Source organism: Nocardia sp. CA-129566 (genome assembly GCF_050956075.1).
In the GTDB taxonomy this organism is placed as follows: domain Bacteria; phylum Actinomycetota; class Actinomycetes; order Mycobacteriales; family Mycobacteriaceae; genus Nocardia.
Genome location: NZ_CP192085.1, coordinates 4,735,031 through 4,753,955, shown reverse-complemented (window position 1 = coordinate 4,753,955; position 18,925 = coordinate 4,735,031). Strand labels below are relative to the sequence as shown.

Annotated in this window: 21 protein-coding genes and 1 pseudogene; 9 read left to right on the top strand and 13 right to left on the bottom strand. The window is 65.6% G+C overall.

Features of this window, described 5'->3' with window-relative positions:
• The first annotated feature begins 23 nt into the window (after positions 1 to 23).
• Positions 24 to 443, top strand: a complete 420-nt coding sequence (locus ACQP0C_RS20555; RefSeq protein WP_433722105.1) for a DUF4442 domain-containing protein — start codon at positions 24 to 26, stop codon at positions 441 to 443.
• A 223-nt stretch (positions 444 to 666) separates the two neighbouring features.
• Here ACQP0C_RS20555 and istB read toward each other — a convergent pair whose 3' ends face one another.
• The 6 genes from istB to ACQP0C_RS20525 form a co-directional block, all read right to left on the bottom strand.
• Positions 667 to 1,458, bottom strand: a complete 792-nt coding sequence (istB, locus tag ACQP0C_RS20550) for an IS21-like element helper ATPase IstB (RefSeq protein ID WP_433722103.1) — start codon at positions 1,456 to 1,458, stop codon at positions 667 to 669.
• Positions 1,455 to 2,954: an IS21 family transposase gene (gene istA / locus ACQP0C_RS20545; RefSeq protein ID WP_433722101.1), complete on the bottom strand. Its 1,500-nt coding sequence runs from the start codon at positions 2,952 to 2,954 to the stop codon at positions 1,455 to 1,457. The genes istB and istA overlap by 4 nt, the downstream gene beginning before the upstream one ends.
• Positions 2,955 to 3,447: 493 nt before the next feature.
• Positions 3,448 to 3,819: a Tn3 family transposase gene (locus ACQP0C_RS20540; RefSeq protein WP_433722100.1), complete on the bottom strand. Its 372-nt coding sequence runs from the start codon at positions 3,817 to 3,819 to the stop codon at positions 3,448 to 3,450.
• A gap of 129 nt (positions 3,820 to 3,948) precedes the next feature.
• Positions 3,949 to 5,229: an MFS transporter gene (locus tag ACQP0C_RS20535; RefSeq protein WP_433722098.1), complete on the bottom strand. Its 1,281-nt coding sequence runs from the start codon at positions 5,227 to 5,229 to the stop codon at positions 3,949 to 3,951.
• Positions 5,230 to 5,509: 280 nt separating this feature from the next.
• Complete coding sequence (locus ACQP0C_RS20530; protein ID WP_433722096.1) at positions 5,510 to 5,794, bottom strand: hypothetical protein; 285 nt, start codon at positions 5,792 to 5,794, stop codon at positions 5,510 to 5,512.
• A 418-nt stretch (positions 5,795 to 6,212) separates the two neighbouring features.
• Positions 6,213 to 6,950 (bottom strand): GntR family transcriptional regulator, encoded by a 738-nt coding sequence (locus tag ACQP0C_RS20525; RefSeq protein WP_433722094.1) that lies wholly within the window; start codon positions 6,948 to 6,950, stop codon positions 6,213 to 6,215.
• A 155-nt stretch (positions 6,951 to 7,105) separates the two neighbouring features.
• Between ACQP0C_RS20525 and iolC the strand changes: the two genes are divergently transcribed.
• From iolC to iolB, 3 genes are read left to right on the top strand one after another with little or no spacing between them, the layout of a single operon-like run.
• Complete coding sequence (iolC, locus tag ACQP0C_RS20520) at positions 7,106 to 8,107, top strand: 5-dehydro-2-deoxygluconokinase (RefSeq protein ID WP_433722092.1); 1,002 nt, start codon at positions 7,106 to 7,108, stop codon at positions 8,105 to 8,107.
• Positions 8,104 to 8,979, top strand: a complete 876-nt coding sequence (locus ACQP0C_RS20515; protein WP_433722090.1) for a Cgl0159 family (beta/alpha)8-fold protein — start codon at positions 8,104 to 8,106, stop codon at positions 8,977 to 8,979. Before iolC ends, ACQP0C_RS20515 begins: the two co-directional genes overlap by 4 nt.
• Before the next feature lie 5 nt (positions 8,980 to 8,984).
• On the top strand, positions 8,985 to 9,866 hold the full coding sequence (iolB, locus tag ACQP0C_RS20510) for a 5-deoxy-glucuronate isomerase (protein ID WP_433722088.1): 882 nt from the start codon (positions 8,985 to 8,987) through the stop codon (positions 9,864 to 9,866).
• A 16-nt stretch (positions 9,867 to 9,882) separates the two neighbouring features.
• Here iolB and ACQP0C_RS20505 read toward each other — a convergent pair whose 3' ends face one another.
• The 4 genes from ACQP0C_RS20505 to ACQP0C_RS20490 form a co-directional block, all read right to left on the bottom strand.
• Positions 9,883 to 12,267 (bottom strand): ATP-binding cassette domain-containing protein, encoded by a 2,385-nt coding sequence (locus ACQP0C_RS20505; protein WP_433722086.1) that lies wholly within the window; start codon positions 12,265 to 12,267, stop codon positions 9,883 to 9,885.
• A gap of 265 nt (positions 12,268 to 12,532) precedes the next feature.
• Positions 12,533 to 12,943 (bottom strand): VOC family protein, encoded by a 411-nt coding sequence (locus ACQP0C_RS20500; protein ID WP_433722084.1) that lies wholly within the window; start codon positions 12,941 to 12,943, stop codon positions 12,533 to 12,535.
• A gap of 5 nt (positions 12,944 to 12,948) precedes the next feature.
• The gene (locus ACQP0C_RS20495) at positions 12,949 to 13,398 is read right to left on the bottom strand and encodes a helix-turn-helix transcriptional regulator (RefSeq protein WP_433722082.1); all 450 of its coding nucleotides are present in this window, start codon (positions 13,396 to 13,398) and stop codon (positions 12,949 to 12,951) included.
• An 81-nt stretch (positions 13,399 to 13,479) separates the two neighbouring features.
• Positions 13,480 to 13,869: a hypothetical protein gene (locus ACQP0C_RS20490; RefSeq protein WP_433722080.1), complete on the bottom strand. Its 390-nt coding sequence runs from the start codon at positions 13,867 to 13,869 to the stop codon at positions 13,480 to 13,482.
• A 232-nt stretch (positions 13,870 to 14,101) separates the two neighbouring features.
• Between ACQP0C_RS20490 and ACQP0C_RS20485 the strand changes: the two genes are divergently transcribed.
• A complete protein-coding gene (locus ACQP0C_RS20485; protein WP_433722079.1) occupies positions 14,102 to 14,320 on the top strand; it encodes a hypothetical protein in 219 nt (72 codons plus the stop codon).
• 241 nt (positions 14,321 to 14,561) lie between these two features.
• Here ACQP0C_RS20485 and ACQP0C_RS20480 read toward each other — a convergent pair whose 3' ends face one another.
• Both ACQP0C_RS20480 and ACQP0C_RS20475 read right to left on the bottom strand, forming a co-directional pair.
• The gene (locus ACQP0C_RS20480) at positions 14,562 to 14,975 is read right to left on the bottom strand and encodes a TIGR03668 family PPOX class F420-dependent oxidoreductase (protein ID WP_433722077.1); all 414 of its coding nucleotides are present in this window, start codon (positions 14,973 to 14,975) and stop codon (positions 14,562 to 14,564) included.
• Complete coding sequence (locus ACQP0C_RS20475; RefSeq protein ID WP_433722075.1) at positions 14,966 to 15,571, bottom strand: TetR/AcrR family transcriptional regulator; 606 nt, start codon at positions 15,569 to 15,571, stop codon at positions 14,966 to 14,968. The genes ACQP0C_RS20480 and ACQP0C_RS20475 overlap by 10 nt, the downstream gene beginning before the upstream one ends.
• 294 nt (positions 15,572 to 15,865) lie before the next feature.
• On the opposite strand from ACQP0C_RS20475, the pseudogene ACQP0C_RS20470 reads away from it, so the two are divergent.
• From ACQP0C_RS20470 to ACQP0C_RS20460, 3 genes and pseudogenes are all read left to right on the top strand, one after another.
• Positions 15,866 to 16,141 (top strand): annotated as a pseudogene (locus tag ACQP0C_RS20470) (MFS transporter); the annotation flags it as partial.
• Between the two features lie 35 nt (positions 16,142 to 16,176).
• Complete coding sequence (locus ACQP0C_RS20465; RefSeq protein WP_433722073.1) at positions 16,177 to 16,836, top strand: RraA family protein; 660 nt, start codon at positions 16,177 to 16,179, stop codon at positions 16,834 to 16,836.
• A 21-nt stretch (positions 16,837 to 16,857) separates the two neighbouring features.
• A complete protein-coding gene (locus tag ACQP0C_RS20460; RefSeq protein WP_433722071.1) occupies positions 16,858 to 17,151 on the top strand; it encodes a chorismate mutase in 294 nt (97 codons plus the stop codon).
• Positions 17,152 to 17,208: 57 nt separating this feature from the next.
• On the opposite strand, the gene ACQP0C_RS20455 is transcribed toward ACQP0C_RS20460, so the two are convergent.
• Positions 17,209 to 17,724, bottom strand: coding sequence for a DUF1992 domain-containing protein (locus ACQP0C_RS20455; protein ID WP_433722069.1), 516 nt, complete (start codon positions 17,722 to 17,724; stop codon positions 17,209 to 17,211).
• A gap of 241 nt (positions 17,725 to 17,965) precedes the next feature.
• On the opposite strand from ACQP0C_RS20455, the gene ACQP0C_RS20450 reads away from it, so the two are divergent.
• Positions 17,966 to 18,880, top strand: coding sequence for an N-acetylglucosamine kinase (locus ACQP0C_RS20450; protein ID WP_433722067.1), 915 nt, complete (start codon positions 17,966 to 17,968; stop codon positions 18,878 to 18,880).
• Positions 18,881 to 18,925 lie beyond the last annotated feature (45 nt).

Below are 18,925 nucleotides of genomic sequence, written 5' to 3'. Positions count from 1 at the left end.
CCAGCCCACAGGTGCTCCGTCGGATGATCAGCATGTACCCGCCATTCTTGGGTTCCGGCATCCGTGTCGCCCATATCGCGGACGACTGGACGCGCGTAGAGGTCACGCATCGAATTCGCCGATGGAACCGCAACCCGAACCAGGCAGCCTTCGGTGGCACGTTGTACGCGATGACCGATCCGTTTTTCGGGATCATGGCAGGTGGTCAGCTCGGAGCCGGCTATCGTATCTGGACCAGCGGCGCGAGCATGGAGTTCATCGCACCTGGTCGCGAATCGGTGACCGCCACCATGTCGCTCCCGCTCGATGCGGTAGCGAAGATCCGTGCCGCTACCGACGATGGCAGCAAGTCGATCACCACACATACCACTGAAATCATCTCCAATGCAGGCGTTCTCGTTGCACGAATCACTCAGCAGTTGTATGTGCGTCGCGCTGAGTAGCGACCTCGCAACGATCTCCACAACCGTCGCAGAAAAGTCCTGCCGGCTACATGAGCGTGCGTTCGCCCGACCTGTCACCTCCGCAGTGGACGCTGCCTGCCCAAGCAACTAGCCGTTGCTGCCGGCTACATGAGCGTGCGTTCGTGTCAATGGCCATTTGTGGGTCGCCGCTGGTGGCCAGGGGTGAAGTCCCCACCCCCTTGTCGGGGGTGGGGTGGTTAGTTCAGGGGCGTTCACCTCGCTTGTCGCGGTGTTTCATGCGGTAGGAGTCGCCGTCGGTGATGATGACGGTGGCGTGGTGCAGGAGTCGGTCGAGGATGCTGGCGGCGGTGGTGTGTTCGGGTAGGAACCGGCCCCATTGCTCGAATGGCCAGTGTGACGCGATGGCCAGTGAGCGGCGTTCGTAGGCGGCCGCGACGAGCCGGAACAGCAGTTGGGTGCCGGTGTCGTCCAGGGGTGCGAACCCGATTTCGTCGAGTATCACCAGGTCCGCGCGTAGCAGGGTATCGATGATTTTGCCGACGGTGTTGTCAGCCAGTCCGCGGTAGAGGGTGTCGATCAGGTCGGAGGCGGTGAAGTAGCGGACTTTGTGCCCGGCGGCGATGGCGGTGTGGCCGAGTCCGATCAGGGTGTGGCTCTTGCCTGTGCCCGGTGGCCCGATCAGCGCGAGATTGTGTTGTGCGCGAACCCATTCCAGGCTCGACAGGTAGTCGAAGCTGGCCTGTGGGATGGACGAGGCGGCGACGTCGAAGCTGTCGAGGGTCTTGGTGACGGGGAACGCGGCGGCTCTGAGCCGGTTGCGGGCGTTGGAGGCGTCGCGGGCGGCCAACTCGGCCTCGATGAGGGTGCGTAGCACCTCTTCCGGGGTCCACCGCTGAGTCTTGGCGACCTGCAGAACTTCCGGTGCGGTGCGGCGGACCGCGGCCAGTTTCAACCGCCGCAGCCCAGCATCGAGATCGGCTGGCAGTTCCGGGATCGATTTCGGGGCAGCAGTTTTCGATCGAGTCGTGGTCATGAAGCGCTCCCGTCGCGGGTGATTTTGTAGGCGTCGAGGGAGCGGGTCGGTGCGGTGGGCAGGTCCAGCACCAGTGCGTCACCGGCCGGGCGGGGCTGCGGGGTGCCGGTGCCGGCGGCGAGGATGGAGCGGACGTCGGCGGCGCGGAAGCGGCCGAACGCCACCGCCCGCCGCAACGCTGCCACCAATACCGGCTCGCCGTGGGCGGCGCCGAGCGCGAGCAGAATCTCCAACTCCTGCCCCAGGCGGGTGTTGCCGATCGCGGCCGCGCCGACGAGAAACGCTTCGGCGTCTTCACCGAGCGCGCAGAACTGTTGCTCGGCAGTGGTTTTCGGACGCGGCCCGCGGCTGGGCGCCGGGCGGGGCCCGTCGTAGTGGTCATCGAGGATCGATGCTTCACCGGGTGCGACGAGTTCGTGCTCGGCCACGATCACCCCGGTGGCCGGTTCGAGCACCAGCAGGGCACCGACATCGATGATGATCGCGACTTTTTCGCCGATCAGCCGGGTCGGCACCGAGTAGCGGGCCGACCCGTAACGAACACACGAGAGCCGGTCGACGGTGCGGGTCACCGCTGGTGCGCCGATCTCGAGCCGCAGTGACGGCAACGGCCCCAACAACTCCCGCTCGAGGGCCAGGCGTTCGTCCGGGATCGCGCAGATCTCCGAATGCATCAGCGAGTTCACCTCCGCGCACCAGGTTTTCGCCGCTGCGTTGGCCTCGGCCAAGGTCACCGCCCGCCCGGTCATCGCGGCCTCGGTCAGCAGCGGGACCGCCAGATCCCGCTGGGCATAGCCGCATAAGTTCTCCACGATGCCTTTGGACTGCGGATCGTTGGCATGGCACCAATCTGGTGAGAATCCGTAATGTGTTGCGAACCGAACATATTCGGCGGTCGGGACGACCACGTTCGCGACGACCCCGCCCTTCAAGCAGCCCATCCGGTCGGCCAGCACCCTGGCGGGGATCCCGCCGATCGCGGCAAACGCTTCGGCGATCAAGGCCAGCGTCGTGGACTGCTTTTGATCGGCGGCGAACGCGGTGAACCGCCACCGCGAGAACGCCAGCACCGCGCAGAACAACTGCAACCCGGGCGCGACCTGCGCCCAGTCGATCACCAGATACTCACCCGGCGACCACACCGCGGGCCGACGACCCCGATGATTATCCTTGCGCCACAACGCTTTCTGTTCGGCAACCAGCCGACGGAAATTCCGCGGCGACCCCTCGTAACCGGCGGTCCGCGCCGCCGGGAGTAGTCGCTTGGCCGAGATCCGGCCCTTCGACTTCTCGACCCGCTCGGCGACCAGCTCGCGCACTGAATCGTAATTGCGGGGCCGCGGCGCCCGCTCCGGCGGCCGACCGCCGGACTCGACACGCTCGATGACCCGTTTCACAGTCTTGTGCGTAGTGCCGCACAACTCAGCGGCCCCACGATAGGTTCCGACCTCTCGATAGGCGGAAATGATATCCATTCGCTCCCTCGCAGACTTCAATGGAACTCCCTGGGTAGTGACGGATGACAGTTGGCGCTATCACCGTCACTGCCCAGGCCACGAGCTCCGGGCATGACACGACGAGCAAGGGAATGGGGACTTCTACCTGGCCGCCAGCGGCGACCTACCGGCGACCACCAGCGGGGACTCTGTCATGGCCACGGACAGTTCGCCCGACCTGTCACCTCCGCAGTGGACGCTGCCTGCCCAAGCAACTAGCCGTTGCTGCCGACCACTCCGAACATCGCTGAACGAGCCTTCGAACATCGACAGGACTTCCGGTTGCACTGCGTGAAAGTGCCTTCCGTCTCGAAACCGTGGTTTCGAGACGGAAGGCGGTACACCGCGAGCCCTATCTGCCGAGTGCCAGGCGACTGTTCATGTTCAGCGTGACCTCGCCGTACGGGAGCACGTGCGACCAGAACAGCGGGGGCAGGCCCCGTTCGTCCTCTGCGGTGAGTTCGACCGGGCAGTCGGGGTCGTCGAGGATGTCCTAGATCATCAGGACGTTCACATAGACGAGAGCGGCCTGGCAGATCCGCAGACACACCACACTCATCTCCTGTTCGTCGCGGCGATTCGACGCGATTTCGGAGTTCTTGCCGTAGAAGATGCCGTTCCATGCCTCGACCACGTTCAAGCCGCAGTTGATCTCCCGTTGCAGCAACCGGGAGCGCAAGTAGCTGGCCGGAAAGACGGTCTTCTGGGCGCGGCCGAGTTCGATCATCGTCTGATAGGTCGGTTGCGTGGAGTTGGCCTTCATGAACCGGCGCAGGATCGCCTCGGTGGAGGCGGCGCCGGTGCGGATCGCGGTGGCGTACTTGACCATCTGGTCGTACTGCTCGGCGGTCTCCGGTGGGTCCACGCTGACTGAAGGACTTTCAGCGGGAACCCACGGGAATTCGGTGTGCGGGGCCGGGATTCGCGGTGGGTTCCGGCGAAGTCTAGCTGTGGTGTTTCACCATGTTGGTTTACACGCGCGTCGCGGTCAGTCCTACCGCTTCACCTGATGGCCCGGTGTTTCTTTGTGCAAGCCGCTGTGCCTACGGTCATCAACAGCGCGGGGTGCGTCTCCTGGAGGCGATAGTGCTGCGGCGAGTGCGGCGACCACGAAGACAAAGACGGTACAGACGAGCGTAAGGCGATTCCCGATGTGCCCGGCGAGGAGCCCTGCAATGAGTGCGCCGAGCGCGGCTGTTGTTCGATTGATCGAACGCCGGGTGGCGTTCACTCGGCCAAGAAGCTCGTCGGGCGTGAGCGCCTGCCAAAAGCCCATCTCATTGGAGTTCTCCGTGCCGGCGGCGAGTCCTTGTAGAGCCAGCGCGACAAATAGTAGAGCAGCGCCGACGTCGGTGGCAGGGGCGACGGCCACGAGAAGCCAGGTGATCGGGTACGCCACACGCGCGGCGATGATCACCCGTCGGGATCCGATCCAACCACCGCACCAGGGTGCGATCGACGCGCCGACCAGGCTGGTGACTCCGAAGACCGCCAGCAATGCCCCGAACATATAAGCAGTGAATCCGAGCGATCGCAAGGCGAGCAGTGAAAGTACCGTCATAGCAACGCCATTGGCGAGAAACCAGACATGCGTCGACACCGCCAGTGGGCCGAGCGTGCGATGGCGATAGGTCCACCGCAGGCCGTCGCGGATCTCCGCACGAAGATTGCGAGCGCGAGCCTTGGGTCGGGGCTCGTCGACCAGGATGCTCGCGATGAGTGCGGCATCGACGACGTAGCTGATCGCGTCGAGAGCGACCGTCATGGGGGCTCCGAACAGACCGACGATTCCGCCGCCGATTGCCGGTCCGAGAGTCGTAGCGGCGGCGTCTGTTTGATCGAGGCGCGCATTGGCCGTGACCAGTCCCGCTCGGGGTACGAGGCGAGGAAGCAGCGACTGGGTTGCCGCGAACCCGAAAACCGAGAAAGCGCCGAACGACAACAATGCGATGACCAACGTCCAGATCTGCAGTACTCCCGTGAGCCATAGCGCCGGGACTGCGCCCAGGGAGAGCGCACGCCCGATGCTTGCCCACACGAGAATGGGTTTACGACGCCACCGATCGGCGTAGACGCCTGCGATGAGTCCGAGCGCCGCGTATGGCACGAACTGAGCGGCGCTGACGACGCCGACCTCGAACGGTGTCGCACCGAGTACTTGGACTACCAGAACGGGCATCGCAGCCGCGGTCGCCGCCGAACCGAACGAACTGATCGCCGCGGCCGCCCAAAAGCGGTGAAACGAAGAGCGAGGGGAACAAGCGAGATCACCCATCAGATCCCTCCCTCACCCGTTCTGCACTGACAGTGGACGAGGGTCGACGGCCCATCGAATGCCACCGCCTGCGCAACCGTCTCAGGCCGGCACTGCAGTTGTCGTTGGAGACCTACCGTGTAAGCAATGTCATGAAACAGCACACAACCGAAGTAGACGTAGATGGTCGACACCGACCGAGGCAGGGCGCGAGTGTCTCCGTCGAGCAGCAGCGTCAGCCAGCATCTGACCGGCTCGGCAATCCTGGCGTGAGATCGCTTGTGACACAGTCGATCCAGGATCATGTCGCGGTTGCCGAATCGCCGTCGAGGAGGTCCAGATCGGTGAGGACTTCGGCGAGCCGTGGCCGCGACACCCAGCGATGCGGGCGCGAGCGGACCTCGCTGAGCAGCACCCGCTGTCCGGCGGGACGCCTTTCCAGGACCGTGACCAGACCGTCAAACACACACATCGTGGTGGACGGGCTCCAGCCGCGGGCCTGGCCGAATTGCCAGGCGTGCTGCGCGGCGGCTCGCAGCATCGGGTCCTCGGCGGTCAGTGCCGGATGCTGCCAGCGCGGCGGCACCGGTTCACCGTTTTTGCGCCGATCGTAGGAGTCCAGCGCGGAACATCCCTTGCTGCAATAGATTCGGTGTCTGCGGCGCTTGTCCGGCAGTGGTTTTCCGCACCGCTGGCAGTTCACCGCGGCGGCATCGACCGGCCGTCGCGGCTGCGCGGCAGAACTGGGTGGGCCTCGCCGACAGCCGCGGCAGTCTCCTCGGCAGCCGGCAAGGGTGTCGCGACGGTGTCGGTTGAAAGCGCGCAGGCACCGGGCCGGGCGCGGCATTTACGTGGCACCTTTGCGCGCGGCGCTCGCCCTGACTCGCTCCGGGCGTGATGCCTCAGATCGGTTGGTCCGCAACTGCTTCGATTGCAGACCTGACAATAGATGTCTATATGTTCGGACAAATGATCCGATTCGTCAGATTTCGACTGTCACCGTTTCAGCGGCTGAGTACGGTTGTGTCGAAGAAGTGCCGCGAGGCCCGGTACACGTGCCGACCCATTTCGACCGGGCGTCCGGAACTGTCGAAAGCGACGCGCTGCATGGTCAGCACCGGCGCGTTCGTTCGCTCCTCCAGCAGCTGAGCCTCTGCCCGCGTGGCGCTGCGCGCGCCGATTCGCTGACGCGCGAGGGCGATGTGAATCCCCTTGGCCCGCAGGCATTCATAGAATCCGTGCAACTCGAGCTGGTCGGGCGCGGGCGCGAATTCGGCGGGTACATAATTGGTCATGACGGCCAGCGGTTCACTTCCGGCACGGCGCAGCCTGCGAAAGGTTACGAAGCGGGCATCCTCGGGCACGCCGAGTTCCTTCGCGATATCGATATCGGGAGCGCCGAGTTGGTAGTCGAGCAATTCGGTGGTCGGCTCCTGCCCTGCGGTGAGCAGGTCGTCGTACAGGCTGGTCAATTCGACCGGGCGATGCACCTGATTCTGTACCACCTGGGTTCCCACCCCGCGTCTGCGCATCAACAGCCCCTTATCGACCAGCGCCTGGATCGCTTGTCGAGTGGTCGGCCGCGACAGATTGAGCCGCTTGGCCAGGTCCAGTTCGTTCTCGATGCGGTCACCGGGGGTGAGTCGACCGTTCAGTATCGCGTTCTCGATGCCTTGTGCCAGTTGGAAATACAGCGGGACCGGACTTGTGCGGTCGATCGCGATATCGAGTGGCGCTGGCATCGTGGCTCCTCGGGGCGGGCGGGTGCTGGTGAACGCCGTTTCATCCACTGTAAGGCACTCCGAGTCTCCCGGTTTCAATATGTCTGTAAGTCAGTATGTCCGGACAAAGTCTTGACAAGGCGGTATGGCGTGGCGCACAGTCTGGACAGGCGGCAATGCCCGTCCAGTTGGACCAACCCTGGAGTCAGCCTGTGAACGCTCAATTCGAGGTCGTGTCGACCGGTCGGGTCGGCGTCGACATCTATCCGCTCCAGTCCGGAGTCGGCCTGGAAGATGTCGACACCTTCGGCAAGTTCCTCGGTGGCAGTGCCGCCAATGTCGCGGTGGCAGCGGCGCGGCTGGGGCGGCGCACCGCGCTGTGGTCCGGTGTCGGCGCCGATCCCTTCGGTCGGTACGTACGGCGTGAACTGGTCCGTCTCGGCGTCTCGGATGCCCTCCTGCAGACCACCGATCGCTTCGCGACACCGGTGACCTTCTGCGAGATCTTCCCGCCCGACGATTTCCCGCTGTACTTCTACCGCGAGCCCAGCGCGCCGGACCTGCAGATCACCGGTGGACAGGTGGATCCCGAACTCATCCGCGGTGCCGGTGTGTACTGGTCCACCGTCACCGGCCTGTGTCAAGAGCCGTCTCGCGCAGCGCATTTCGGGGCCTGGTCGATCCGCGAGCGCCGACCGCTGACCGTATTGGACCTGGACTACCGGCCGATGTTCTGGGCCGAGGAGAGCCAGGCCCGCGCACAGGTGCGCCGAGCCCTGGCACAGGTCACGGTGGCGGTCGGCAATCGCGAGGAGTGCCGCATCGCCGTCGACGAGACCGACCCGCATCGGGCCGCCGACGCGCTATTGGATCTGGGGGTCGAACTGGCCATCGTCAAACAGGGCCCGGATGGTGTGCTCGGCAAGACTCGCCACGAATCGGTGGTGGTGCCGCCCGCAACCGTCGAGGTGGTCAATGGCCTCGGTGCCGGAGATGCCTTCGGCGGCAGTCTGTGTCACGGCCTGCTCGCCGGGTGGGATCTGGAGACCATCCTGCGCCGCGCCAATGCCGCCGGGGCTATTGTCGCCACCCGGCTCGAGTGTTCCACCGCCATGCCGATGAGCGCGGAAATCGACGCACTTGTCGAGCTGTCACCGACCGGGAGTGCCAAGCCATGAAGGTAGCCGAGCTGACCGAGGTGCGTGCGGCCGATCCCGGCGCCGTCGCCAGGGCCTTCGCGGCCAGGACACGCCGTGGTCTGGTGCGCGGCGACGGCCGGTTGATGATCATCGCCGCCGATCATCCCGCCCGCGGCGCACTGGCGGCCGCGGGCAACCCCTACGCCATGAACAGCCGCATGGAGTTGCTGGATCGGCTGGTCACGGCATTGGCCCGGCCGGGTGTCGACGGCGTGCTCGGCACCGCGGACATCCTCGAGGACCTGCTGCTGCTCGGTGCGCTCGAGGACAAGGTCGTATTCAGCTCGATGAACCGGGGTGGTATCGCGGGGGCGGATTTCGAGCTCGACGACCGGATGACCGGGTATACCGCGCGTGCGACGGCCGCGGCCGGGCTCAATGGCGCCAAGATGCTCAATCGGTTCGATCTCACGGATCCGGGCACCCTGTCCATGATGACGGCGAGTGCCGCCGCCATCGATGAGCTCGCCGCGCTCGGCCTGGCCGCCCTGCTCGAGCCGTTCATATCGCACCGGCCCGCTGGTCCGGGGACAAAGGTGGTCAACGACCTATCGCCGGATGCGGTCATCAAAAGCGTTCATCTGGCTCAGGGACTTGGCTCCACATCGGCCTACACGTGGCTGAAGCTGCCCGTCGTCGCGGAGATGGACCGGGTCATGGAAGCCACCACCCTGCCCACCCTGCTGCTCGGCGGCGATCCGCAGACAGATCCGGACGATACCTATGCCCATTGGGCGAAAGCTCTTGCGCTGCCGGGAGTTCGGGGGCTGATTGTGGGCCGCGCCCTGCTGTATCCACGGGACGGCGATGTCGCGGGCGCGGTCGATACGGCCGTATCGCTGGTGCGGTGATCACCATGCACAGCAAGTATTTCGTACCCGCCACCCGCAACTGCCGTGCGCCGTACACAGTGGAACTCACCCAGGAGTCGGCGGGCTGGGAGCACTGCAGTCTGCATGTCATCGAACTCGGGCCGGGACAGTCCCATCGCACCCACAGCCGCACCGATGAGATCGTCGTCGTACCGCTGTCCGGTTCCTGCACCGTGGTCTGTGCTGGCCAGCCGTGCGAATTGGCCGGGCGTGAGAGCGTTTTCGACGGCCCGACAGACTTCGCCTACATCGGCCGGGACAACTCCTACACCGTGACCACCACCAACGGCGGGCGATTCGCGCTCGGTGGCGCTCGCGCGCAGCGGCAGCTCCCGTTCCGTTATGTCCCCGCGGTCGATGTGCCGGTCGAGTTGCGCGGTGCGGGCAACTGCAGCCGTCAGGTACACAACTTCGCGACCGCGGACACCTTCGAGGCCGACTCGATCATCGCCTGCGAGGTGATCACGCCGGGCGGCAACTGGTCGTCGTATCCGGCACACAAACACGACGAGCTGACCGATACCGAAACCCCGCTCGAGGAGATCTACTACTTCGAATTCGCCCGTGGCGCGGATGATTCGCCGGGCTTCGGCTACCACCGCGTCTACGGAACTCCCGAGCGGCCGATCGATGTGCTCGAGGAGGTCCGCGACGGCGATGTGGTGCTGGTACCGCATGGCTACCACGGCCCGTCCATCGCCGCGCCCGGCTACCACATGTACTACCTGAACATCATGGCTGGTCCCGGACCGGAACGGGCCTGGCGGATCAGCGACGACCCGGCACAGGCGTGGCTGCGCGGCACCTGGACCGATACGGCGATCGATCCGAGACTTCCCATGAGCGCGAAACAGACTCGACAGTGAATCCGATTCCGGACGCCTACGCGCCGACGTAGGCCGCGAGGTGTTCGCCGGTGAGGGTGGGGCGTTCGGCGACGAGGTCGGTGGGTGTGCCCTCGAAGACGATCTTGCCGCCGTCGTGGCCAGCGCCGGGGCCGAGATCGATGATCCAGTCGGCATGCGCCATGACCGCCTGGTGATGTTCGATGACGATGACCGACTTGCCGGAGTCGACGAGCCGGTCGAGCAGGGCCAGCAGGTGTTCGACGTCGGCGAGGTGCAGGCCCGTTGTCGGCTCGTCGAGCACGTAGACGCCGCCCTTCTCGGTCATATGGGTGGCCAGCTTGAGCCGCTGCCGCTCGCCGCCGGACAGCGTGGTGAGCGGCTGGCCCAGGCTCAGATAGCCGAGCCCGACGTCGGCGAGTGCCTGAATGATCTTGTGCGCCGCCGGAATCCGCGCCTCGCCGGTGCCGAAGAACTCCTCGGCCTCGGTCACCGGCATGGCCAGCACCTGGCTGATATCGCGGCCGCCGAGGTGGTAGTCGAGCACCGCTGCCTGGTACCGCTTCCCCTCGCACTCCTCGCAGGTGGTGGCGACGCCAGCCATCATCGCCAGATCGGTGTAGATGACACCGGCGCCATTGCAATTGGGGCACGCGCCCTCGGAATTGGCGCTGAACAGCGCCGGCTTCACGCCGTTGGCCTTTGCGAACGCCTTGCGAATCGGCTCGAGCAGTCCGGTGTAGGTGGCCGGATTGCTCCGCCGCGAGCCGCGAATCGCGCCCTGGTCGACCGAGATCACCCCTTCGCCCGCGGGGATCGAACCGTGCACGAGTGAACTCTTGCCGGAGCCCGCGACGCCCGTGATGACGGTGAGCACTCCGAGCGGGATGTCGACGTCGACATCGCGCAGGTTGTTCGTCGTCGCGCCGCGAATCTGCAATGTGCCGTTGGGCTTTCGCACCGTCTTCTTCAGTGCGGCGCGGTCGTCGAAATGGCGCCCGGTGATGGTGCCGCTGGTGCGCAATCCCTCGACGGTCCCCTCGAAACAGACCGTGCCGCCGCCCGCACCGGCCCCCGGCCCGAGGTCGACGACGTGGTCGGCGATGGCGATCGTCTCCGGTTTGTGCTCCACGACCAGCACCGTGTTGCCCTTGTCCCGCAGTCGCAGCAGCAACTCGTTCATCCGCTGGATGTCATGGGGGTGCAGGCCGACGGTCGGCTCGTCGAAGACGTAAGTGACGTCGGTGAGCGCGGAGCCGAGGTGGCGAATCATCTTGACGCGCTGTGCCTCGCCGCCCGATAGCGTGCCCGACGGCCGGTTGAGCGAGAGGTAGCCCAGCCCGATCTCCACGAACGAGTCGAGGGTGTGCCGCAGCGAGTCGAGCAGCGGCGCCACCGACGGCTCCGCGAGCCCGTTGACCCATTCGGCGAGATCGCTGATCTGCATCGCGCAGGCGTCGGCGATGCTCTTGCCCTTGATCTTCGATGACCGGGCTTGGTCGCTGAGCCGGGTGCCGTCGCACTCCGGACAGATGGTGAAGGTGACCGCGCGCTCCACGAAGGCGCGGATGTGCGGCTGCAGCGCATCGACATCCTTGGACAGCATCGACTTGCGGATCCGCGGGATCAGGCCCTCATAGGTCAGGTTGATGCCCTCGACCTTGATCTTGGTCGGCTCCTTGTAGAGCAGGTCGTTGAGCTCTCGCTTGGTGAACTTCTTGATCGGCTTGTCCGGGTCGAAGAAGCCGCAGCCGGTGAAGATCCGGCCGAACCAGCCGTCCATGCTGTAGCCGGGGATGGTGAGCGCACCCTGGTTGAGCGACTTGGCGTCGTCGTAGAGCTGAGTCAGATCGATGTCGTTGACCGAACCCCTGCCCTCGCAGCGTGGGCACATGCCGCCGGTGATGCTGAAGCTGCGGCGCTCGCGCACCGTCTGCCCGGAGCGCTCCACCGTGACCGCACCCGCGCCACTGATCGAGGCGACGTTGAACGAGAACGCCTGCGGGGAGCCGATGTGCGGCTTCCCGAGTCGGCTGAACAGGATGCGCAGCATCGCATTGGCGTCGGTGGCGGTGCCGACGGTGGAACGCGGATCGGCCCCCATTCGCTGCTGGTCGACGATGATCGCGGTCGTCAGCCCTTCGAGTACGTCGACCTCCGGCCGCGCCAGCGTCGGCATGAAACCCTGAACGAAGCTGCTGTAGGTCTCGTTGATCAGCCGCTGCGACTCCGCGGCGACCGTATCGAATACCAGCGAACTCTTGCCCGAACCGGAGATGCCGGTGAAAACCGTCAGCCGACGCTTGGGGATCTCGATGCTGATGTCCTGGAGGTTGTTCACGCGAGCGCCGACCACGCGGATGAGATCGTGGCTGTCGGCTACCTGGGGTGTGGGCGATTGCGTGTCCGTCTTCTTGGCCATGCTGATCGTGTCTCCCTCTGTTACGCGGTCCGCCTTCGCGGGCTCCTGCGGAGTCGCCTGGCTCGATCCAACCAGCGTCGAGCAGTGCGTTCGGTTGTTCTTCGTCGGCACGGGGCCTGGCAACTGTTTGCTGTGCCGGTGGCGGGCGGTGGCCGCCACCGGCATTGTCGTTGGCTCATTCGCCCAGCTGTCCGCGCAGGTCGGGGCGGTGATTACCGGACTACTCGGCGGGTTGCCGCAAGGCCCGATACAGCTGCCGGATAGCTCAGCGCAGTTGCTTGATGCGGACCATATTGCCCGCGGGATCGCGGAAGGCGCAGTCCCGGACCCCGTACGGCTGCTCGGTCGGTTCCTGGACGACCTCGGCAATATCGCTGGCCTGCAGCGTTTCGAAAACGCCGTCGAGATCCTCGGTGGCCAGGTTGATGCTGGCGTAGGTGCCCTTGGCCATCATCTCGGTGATGGTGCGGCGCTCATCGTCGGTGATGCCGGGGTCGGCGGCGGGCGGATGCAGGACGATGGAGATGGGCTGGCCGACCGGGCCGACCGTGATCCAGCGCAACCCGTTGTATCCGACGTCGTTGCGGACCTCGAAGCCGAGAGCGTCACGATAGAAGGCCAGTGCGGCCTCCGGGTCGTCCTGCGGAAGGTAGGTCTGGTGAATGATGATGTCCATGGCGATCACGCTAGTTGCGACTCGGTAGCCCGCGCTTCTCGATTCCTGATCGGTCTGGTCACCTGCTTCGCCACGCAGGACGGCATCCCCTCCATCGCGCTCGCCTGTTGGTCTCGATAGACGCTGGGCGGCACGCCGACCAGTTCGGTGAAGCGAGTGCTGAAGGTTCCCAGCGACGAGCAGCCGACGGCGAAGCACACCTCGGTGACGCTCAGGTCGCCACGACGCAGCAGCGCCATCGCCCGCTCGATGCGCCGCGTCATCAGATAGGCGTAGGGCGGCTCGCCATACGCGAGTCGGAACTGGCGACTCAGGTGCCCTGCCGACATATGCGCGTCGCGCGCGAGCGCGTCGACGTCCAGTGGCTGCGCGTACTCCCGGTCGATTCGGTCGCGGACGCGACGCAGCCGCGCGAGATCGCGTAGGTGGTCCTCCGTTGCTGGTCTGCTGGTCACCAACCAGATCGTGCCATAACGGAAGTCCGGTGGTCGAGCGCCGGCCGTCACGCGCTCAACCGCCGCAGGCACGGGAAATCGCTAAAATCCGCACGCGGTGTCGACAGCCGACATGGCGCCCATGAACGCCGGATCGTTGATCACGCTCTGTCGATCCGAGTCCGCCACCGCCGCCAGCCGATTCAACTGCGCCACCGCACCGCCGACGGCGACCCGCACCCGGCCATCGTCGGCATTGGCCTCGGCATCGGCGAACTTCGTGGTGAGCTCGGCCCACACCCGCTTCGTCTCCGCGAGGCCGCCGCCATTGGAGGTGTCGATCGCATCGGTCTTGGCGCTGAAATCATCGATCGCCGTACTCAGCACCGCGCACGTGGCACTGTCGCCAACGGCGTTCGCGGACCCGGCTACCGCGACGCCACCACCGATCACGCCGATCACCGCCGCCATCGTGAGAACTGCGCCGCGCATGCGATCACTACCTTCCTACTTCTGTTGTGAGCCAGCACTTTGTACCAGCGTGCCCATACTGTGGCAACTCCGAGTCTTTAAGCGGCACAGTCGTGCTCACGGCTCGGTTCATCGGGTGCGGTGTCGTTTCGGGCAGTGAGTACTTCGATGAGTACTTCGGCGGATTCGGTGGCGATGCGGCGGCCATAGCGTTGGTGGTGTCAAATCCCGAAGCGTCGGAAGGATATCGACGATGACTTATCCCGGAAACTCGGCCTGGCAGCGCAGCGAGAACGCTCGCCACATGGCGTGGGCGCGTCAGTCGACGGCGGATGCCCATCGGCTCTCGCGCCGTTATTCGACCTCGCCCGGTTGGCGCATCGCGAATGTGGTTGCGGCGCTGGTAGTCGTCGGGGTGCTCGTCGTCGCCGCACCCTTCGTCCTGGCGATCCTGAGCGTCGTCGGTTTGTAGACGCCTCAGGTGGTGCCCGCGCTCATACCGCCGGAGATGGTGCTGGCTGCGCCGTTGAAGTGACGGCCGTGTTCGCCGACCAAAAGCAGGATCGTCTCGGAACCTCCTGCGGCACAAACAGATCGTCGTTGGGAGCGGCGAACATGGCTCTCGGCGATGGGCGCACCGGAGGCGATCCCCGCATTGGCGAGCAGGATATCGATCCGGCCGAACTCGGCGATGGCGCGTTCGGCACCGCGTATCAGCTTGCGGCCCAGCCCGACCAGCGGATGACGTCGATGGCGACGACCGGGCCGGGTGGCGGCTGGGTCAGATACACCGGATAGCGTGCGGCGAGCAGCTGTTGGGCCAGTAGCGCTTCGGAGTCGTCGGTGATGCGCGCGGTGCCATCCGCTCGGGACCACCACAGATGCGTCCAATCGGCGCTGTAGTGATCGGCGAGAACGGCAACCGACGGGTTCGCGGCGATATTCGCCAAGCGGCGCAGCGCGGTAGTTGTCTTCGGCTTCGCATCGACCGCGGTGTAGATGATGTCGTCGGCGACCGCGAATACGATCGGCACGAGGTGCGGACGCAGGTCTGCGGACACGGTGGCGAGGCGGGCTACCGGTTCGGTCATGAACCGTTCGCGCGCCACCTTCGCGGTCAGCCGCATTGCACCCGTCCTGCCTGCCGGGCGGCCAGAAAGTCATCGACGATGCGGGTGCAATCGGCGCGATCGTCGCGTGCCAGACCCGCGAGCTTCGCGAGGAGGATCGGGCCGACGAGCTGCAGCAGCGCGAGTTCGGAGTCGTAGTCGGCGAATCGTGCTGCGGTATCAGGGTTTCCGAGTACGGCTTCGAATGGGGTGCGGTGCTGCTCGATGAATCGGTGACGCAGGTCGGCCAGTGCGGAGCCCTGATCTGCCACCTCGGGGCTCAGCGCAAGCCAGGCCAAGGTGGTGAGCTGCAGCGGTGCCTCATTGATGAGTCTGGCCTGGTGGTAAAGCAATTCGACGAGCCGAGTGCGCAGCGTTCCGATGGTCGGGGCCTCGGCTGGCGGCGGTAGCAGTCGGTCGAACGTCGCGGCGAGCAACTGGGTACTGCTGTCGAAGTGCCGATAGAGGGTGGTGCGCGCGACCTTCGAGGTGCGGACCACCGCATCGATGGTGACCGCTTCGATACCGCCGGACAGCAGCAGTTCGGCCGCCGCATCCAGTAATCGGTTGCGGGACCGTATCTTTCGCGGATCTTCGGATTCCTGGACGGCCATGTCCAACGAAGTCTATCGCAACCATGGAGTCAAATGCTACCGATAGTAGTGTAGCGATACCAATAGTATCGTTTTGTGTCGAGGAGCCCATGGAGACCGTCGAGATCCGGGAAGCGCCGCGCCTGCCCCGGTCACTGTGGTGGATGCCCAGCGTGCGGTCGCTGCGCACACTGCGCCCCGGCGGTCTGCTCGTCTCCCTGCGCGCATTCGGACCGCGGCGGCCTGAATGTGGTCCAGGTTCAATGGTTTCGGCTGGCGGTCTCCTGTCTGGCCGTAGCGCTAGTGGTTGCATCCATGGCGGCGCTGTACACGGCGTTGCCGAGCATTGCCGTCGATATCGGCGCCAGCCAGGCGCAGCTGACCTGGATCGTCGACGGCTACACCCTGGCGCTGGCATGCCTGGTGCTGCCCGCCGGTGCGCTCGGAGATCGGTAAGGGCGGCGCGGCGCGTTGATCGTCGGCCTACTCGTGTTCACCGTCGCCTCACTGCTGCCGCTGCCGGTGCGCGACCCGGCCGTGCTGATCGCCGCGCGGGCGTGGGGCGGGCGTGCGGGCCGTACGATGCCAGCTGATCCCGTCATTCGAGTCTCGAAGGGGCGTCACCGATGCCGATCGACCAGCTCGTCACCAAATTCCGCGCTGTCGATACCACGGCGATCTGCGACGCCGATAAGTCGACGCGAGTGCTGGACAGCGCGATTCGACCCCGATCCGCCGAGCCGCGCATCTTCGGCCCCGCCTTCACCGTCCGCTGTCGCGGCGACTTCCTCGCGGTCTTGCGGGCCGTCGAGACGGCCGCGCCCGGCGATGTCCTGGTGGTCGATGGCGGCGGCGCCGATATCGCCTTCGCCGGAGAGTTGTTCGCCCGCGGCGCGCTCGTGCGCGGCCTCGGCGGCATCATCGTCGACGGCGGGTACCGCGATATCGCCTATGTGCGCGATTGCGCGCTGCCGGTGTACAGCCGATTCGTTACCCCGATGGCGGGCACCACTTCTCAACTCGGCCAGTTGCAGATCCCGGTGCGCTGCGGCGGTGTCGAGGTGGCTCCCGGTGAGCTGATCCTGGCCGATGCCGAAGGAGTCATTGTCGTCGATCCCGAACGGATCGAGGCATTGCTCGATGCAGCGGCAGCGGTCAAGGAAGCCGAAACCAAACTTGTCGCGCTGCTCGACGCCGGGGCGACGCTCAGCGACGGCCTGAACGTCGCCGAGCACACCGCCGCACTCGAGCGCGGCGAACCCTCGGCACTGCGGTTCCTGGTCTGACGGCCCGTAGTATTGGCGGCTGTGTCCGCACCCGAATCGCTCGCCGAGGTCCGTGCCCGTATCGATGCCGTTGACGCGGAGTTGATCCGTCTTCTGGCACAGCGCCAGCGCCTGGTGCGGTCGGCGGCGGCGTTCAAGACCGATGAACACGCTGTCCGCGCGCCGGATCGGGTTGCACAGGTGGTGGCGTTGGCCCGCGAGCGCGCCACGGCGGCGGGTCTGGCCCCAGCCGTCGCGGAGTCGGTCTGGCGGGCCATGATCGATGCCTTCATCGAACTCGAACTCACCGAGCAGGCAGCGCTGCGACAGGGCTGATCTCGCCATCAGGGGCCGTAATGATTCGGTCGTCGCTGTAACGCGTTGACTCGGGTGTCAGGCCTGTCGGGTCGAGCGGCGGCGCGTAATCCGTTGCCACCAACTGGGTTTGGCTGGTAGTGGCGCACTATGTGGGCTCGGCGCGGTTGCTTTCGGCTGCTTGTTCCGGCGCGCAGCGGTTCGGTCACGGCGCCACTGCGCGACAACCTCTTCGGTATTCACCGGTCCGACCCGAACATACGGTCCGTGCGGCATTCGAAGCCAGTCCACGATGCGCTGGTTCAGCTCCGATACCATTTCGCGAACCTCGCGCTCGGAAGCCATATCCCGCACCAATTCCGGGAGTTCCTCGATATCGCGGCGCAGTATCAGGGATGGGGGCAACAGGCCGTCCGCACGCACTCCTTCGCCATGCAAGTAGCCCTTCAGCCACCAGTTCTCGTCATCGACGGAGTTCGGAATCGGTTTGCCCGCGCCGCGGAGGTTGTCGAATTCGCCGCGTTCGGTGGCCTCGCGGATCTGTTTGTCGATCCACGACTCAAAGGTGACACCGAGGGGTTTGCGCTCGGTCATGGCGATAGCTTCGACGCAACGTCCATATCGCCAGTCTACGGACGTCCAGAGGCACTCAGGATCGCTGCCGGAGCGGCGGCTGCTTCTCGAAATCCTCGATATCGAACAGACCACTGCAGCTGAGTTCTACATTCGTGACCTGCGTGGAACGTACTGCGGTTGTGATGTGGTCGAACACCGGGATATCGGCCATCCTCGATCAGCACGTCGGTCTCCGGGTCTGCTGGTAAGCATGTCTTCCATGACCAGCCATGTCCTCGCAATCGATCTCGGCAAGACCGGCTGTCGCGGTTCATTGCGCATCGATGGCAGCCAGACGGGTTATGCCGAAGCGCCGGGTGCGCCGGGACTGGCCCATGCGGCGGGTATCGCCGAGGCGGAGCGAGCGATTCGTGCGGTCATCGACCAGATATCGCCGATGCCGAATGCTTTCACGCTGTCGGTCGGCGCCGCCGGTGCCGCATCGGCCCCGGATGCGGCAGCCTTCCTGGCTCGTCGACTTGCCGAGTTCGCCGATGCGGTGGCGGTCACCTCCGACGCGGTCACCGCACACGCGGGGGCGCTCGGCGGATCGCCCGGTGTGGTGCTGGCGATCGGAACAGGAGCCGTGGCGACGGCGGTGGACGCGGCGGGCGGGTTCACCAGGGTCGACGGCTGGGGACCGCAACTCGGCGACGAGGGCAGCGGCGGCTGGATAGGCATGGAAGGTCTGCGCGCCGCATTGCGTGCCCACGATGGCAGGGGGCCGCAGACCGTCCTGGTCGAGAAGGTCGGCCAACACTACGGCATCGACCTGGACGCGTTGCCGAAATTCCTTGGTGAGCACGACAATCCGGCCTTGGCGGCCGCCAGCTTCGCGCCCACCGTCGCGGCCGCCATGGACGACACCGCGGCAGCGATCATGGTGACCGCCGCCCGCGCACTCGGCCGCACCGTCCGCGCCGCCATCGAACAGTCCGGCCTGCGTCCGCCGGTCCCCTATGCGATCACCGGCGGACTCACCAAACTCGGTGCGCCACTGCTGGACCCGCTCAACCGGCAGATAGCCGACGTGATCGAGCGCCGCGACCCACTCGGTGATCCGATCGACGGTGCGGCCCTGCTCGCCCTCGACCGGACCACCGCGCTCGAAGCCCTGGTCACCCGAATTGTCTGACAATCATTGACAGATATCATGCAGACGCTGACACTTAGTTTCATT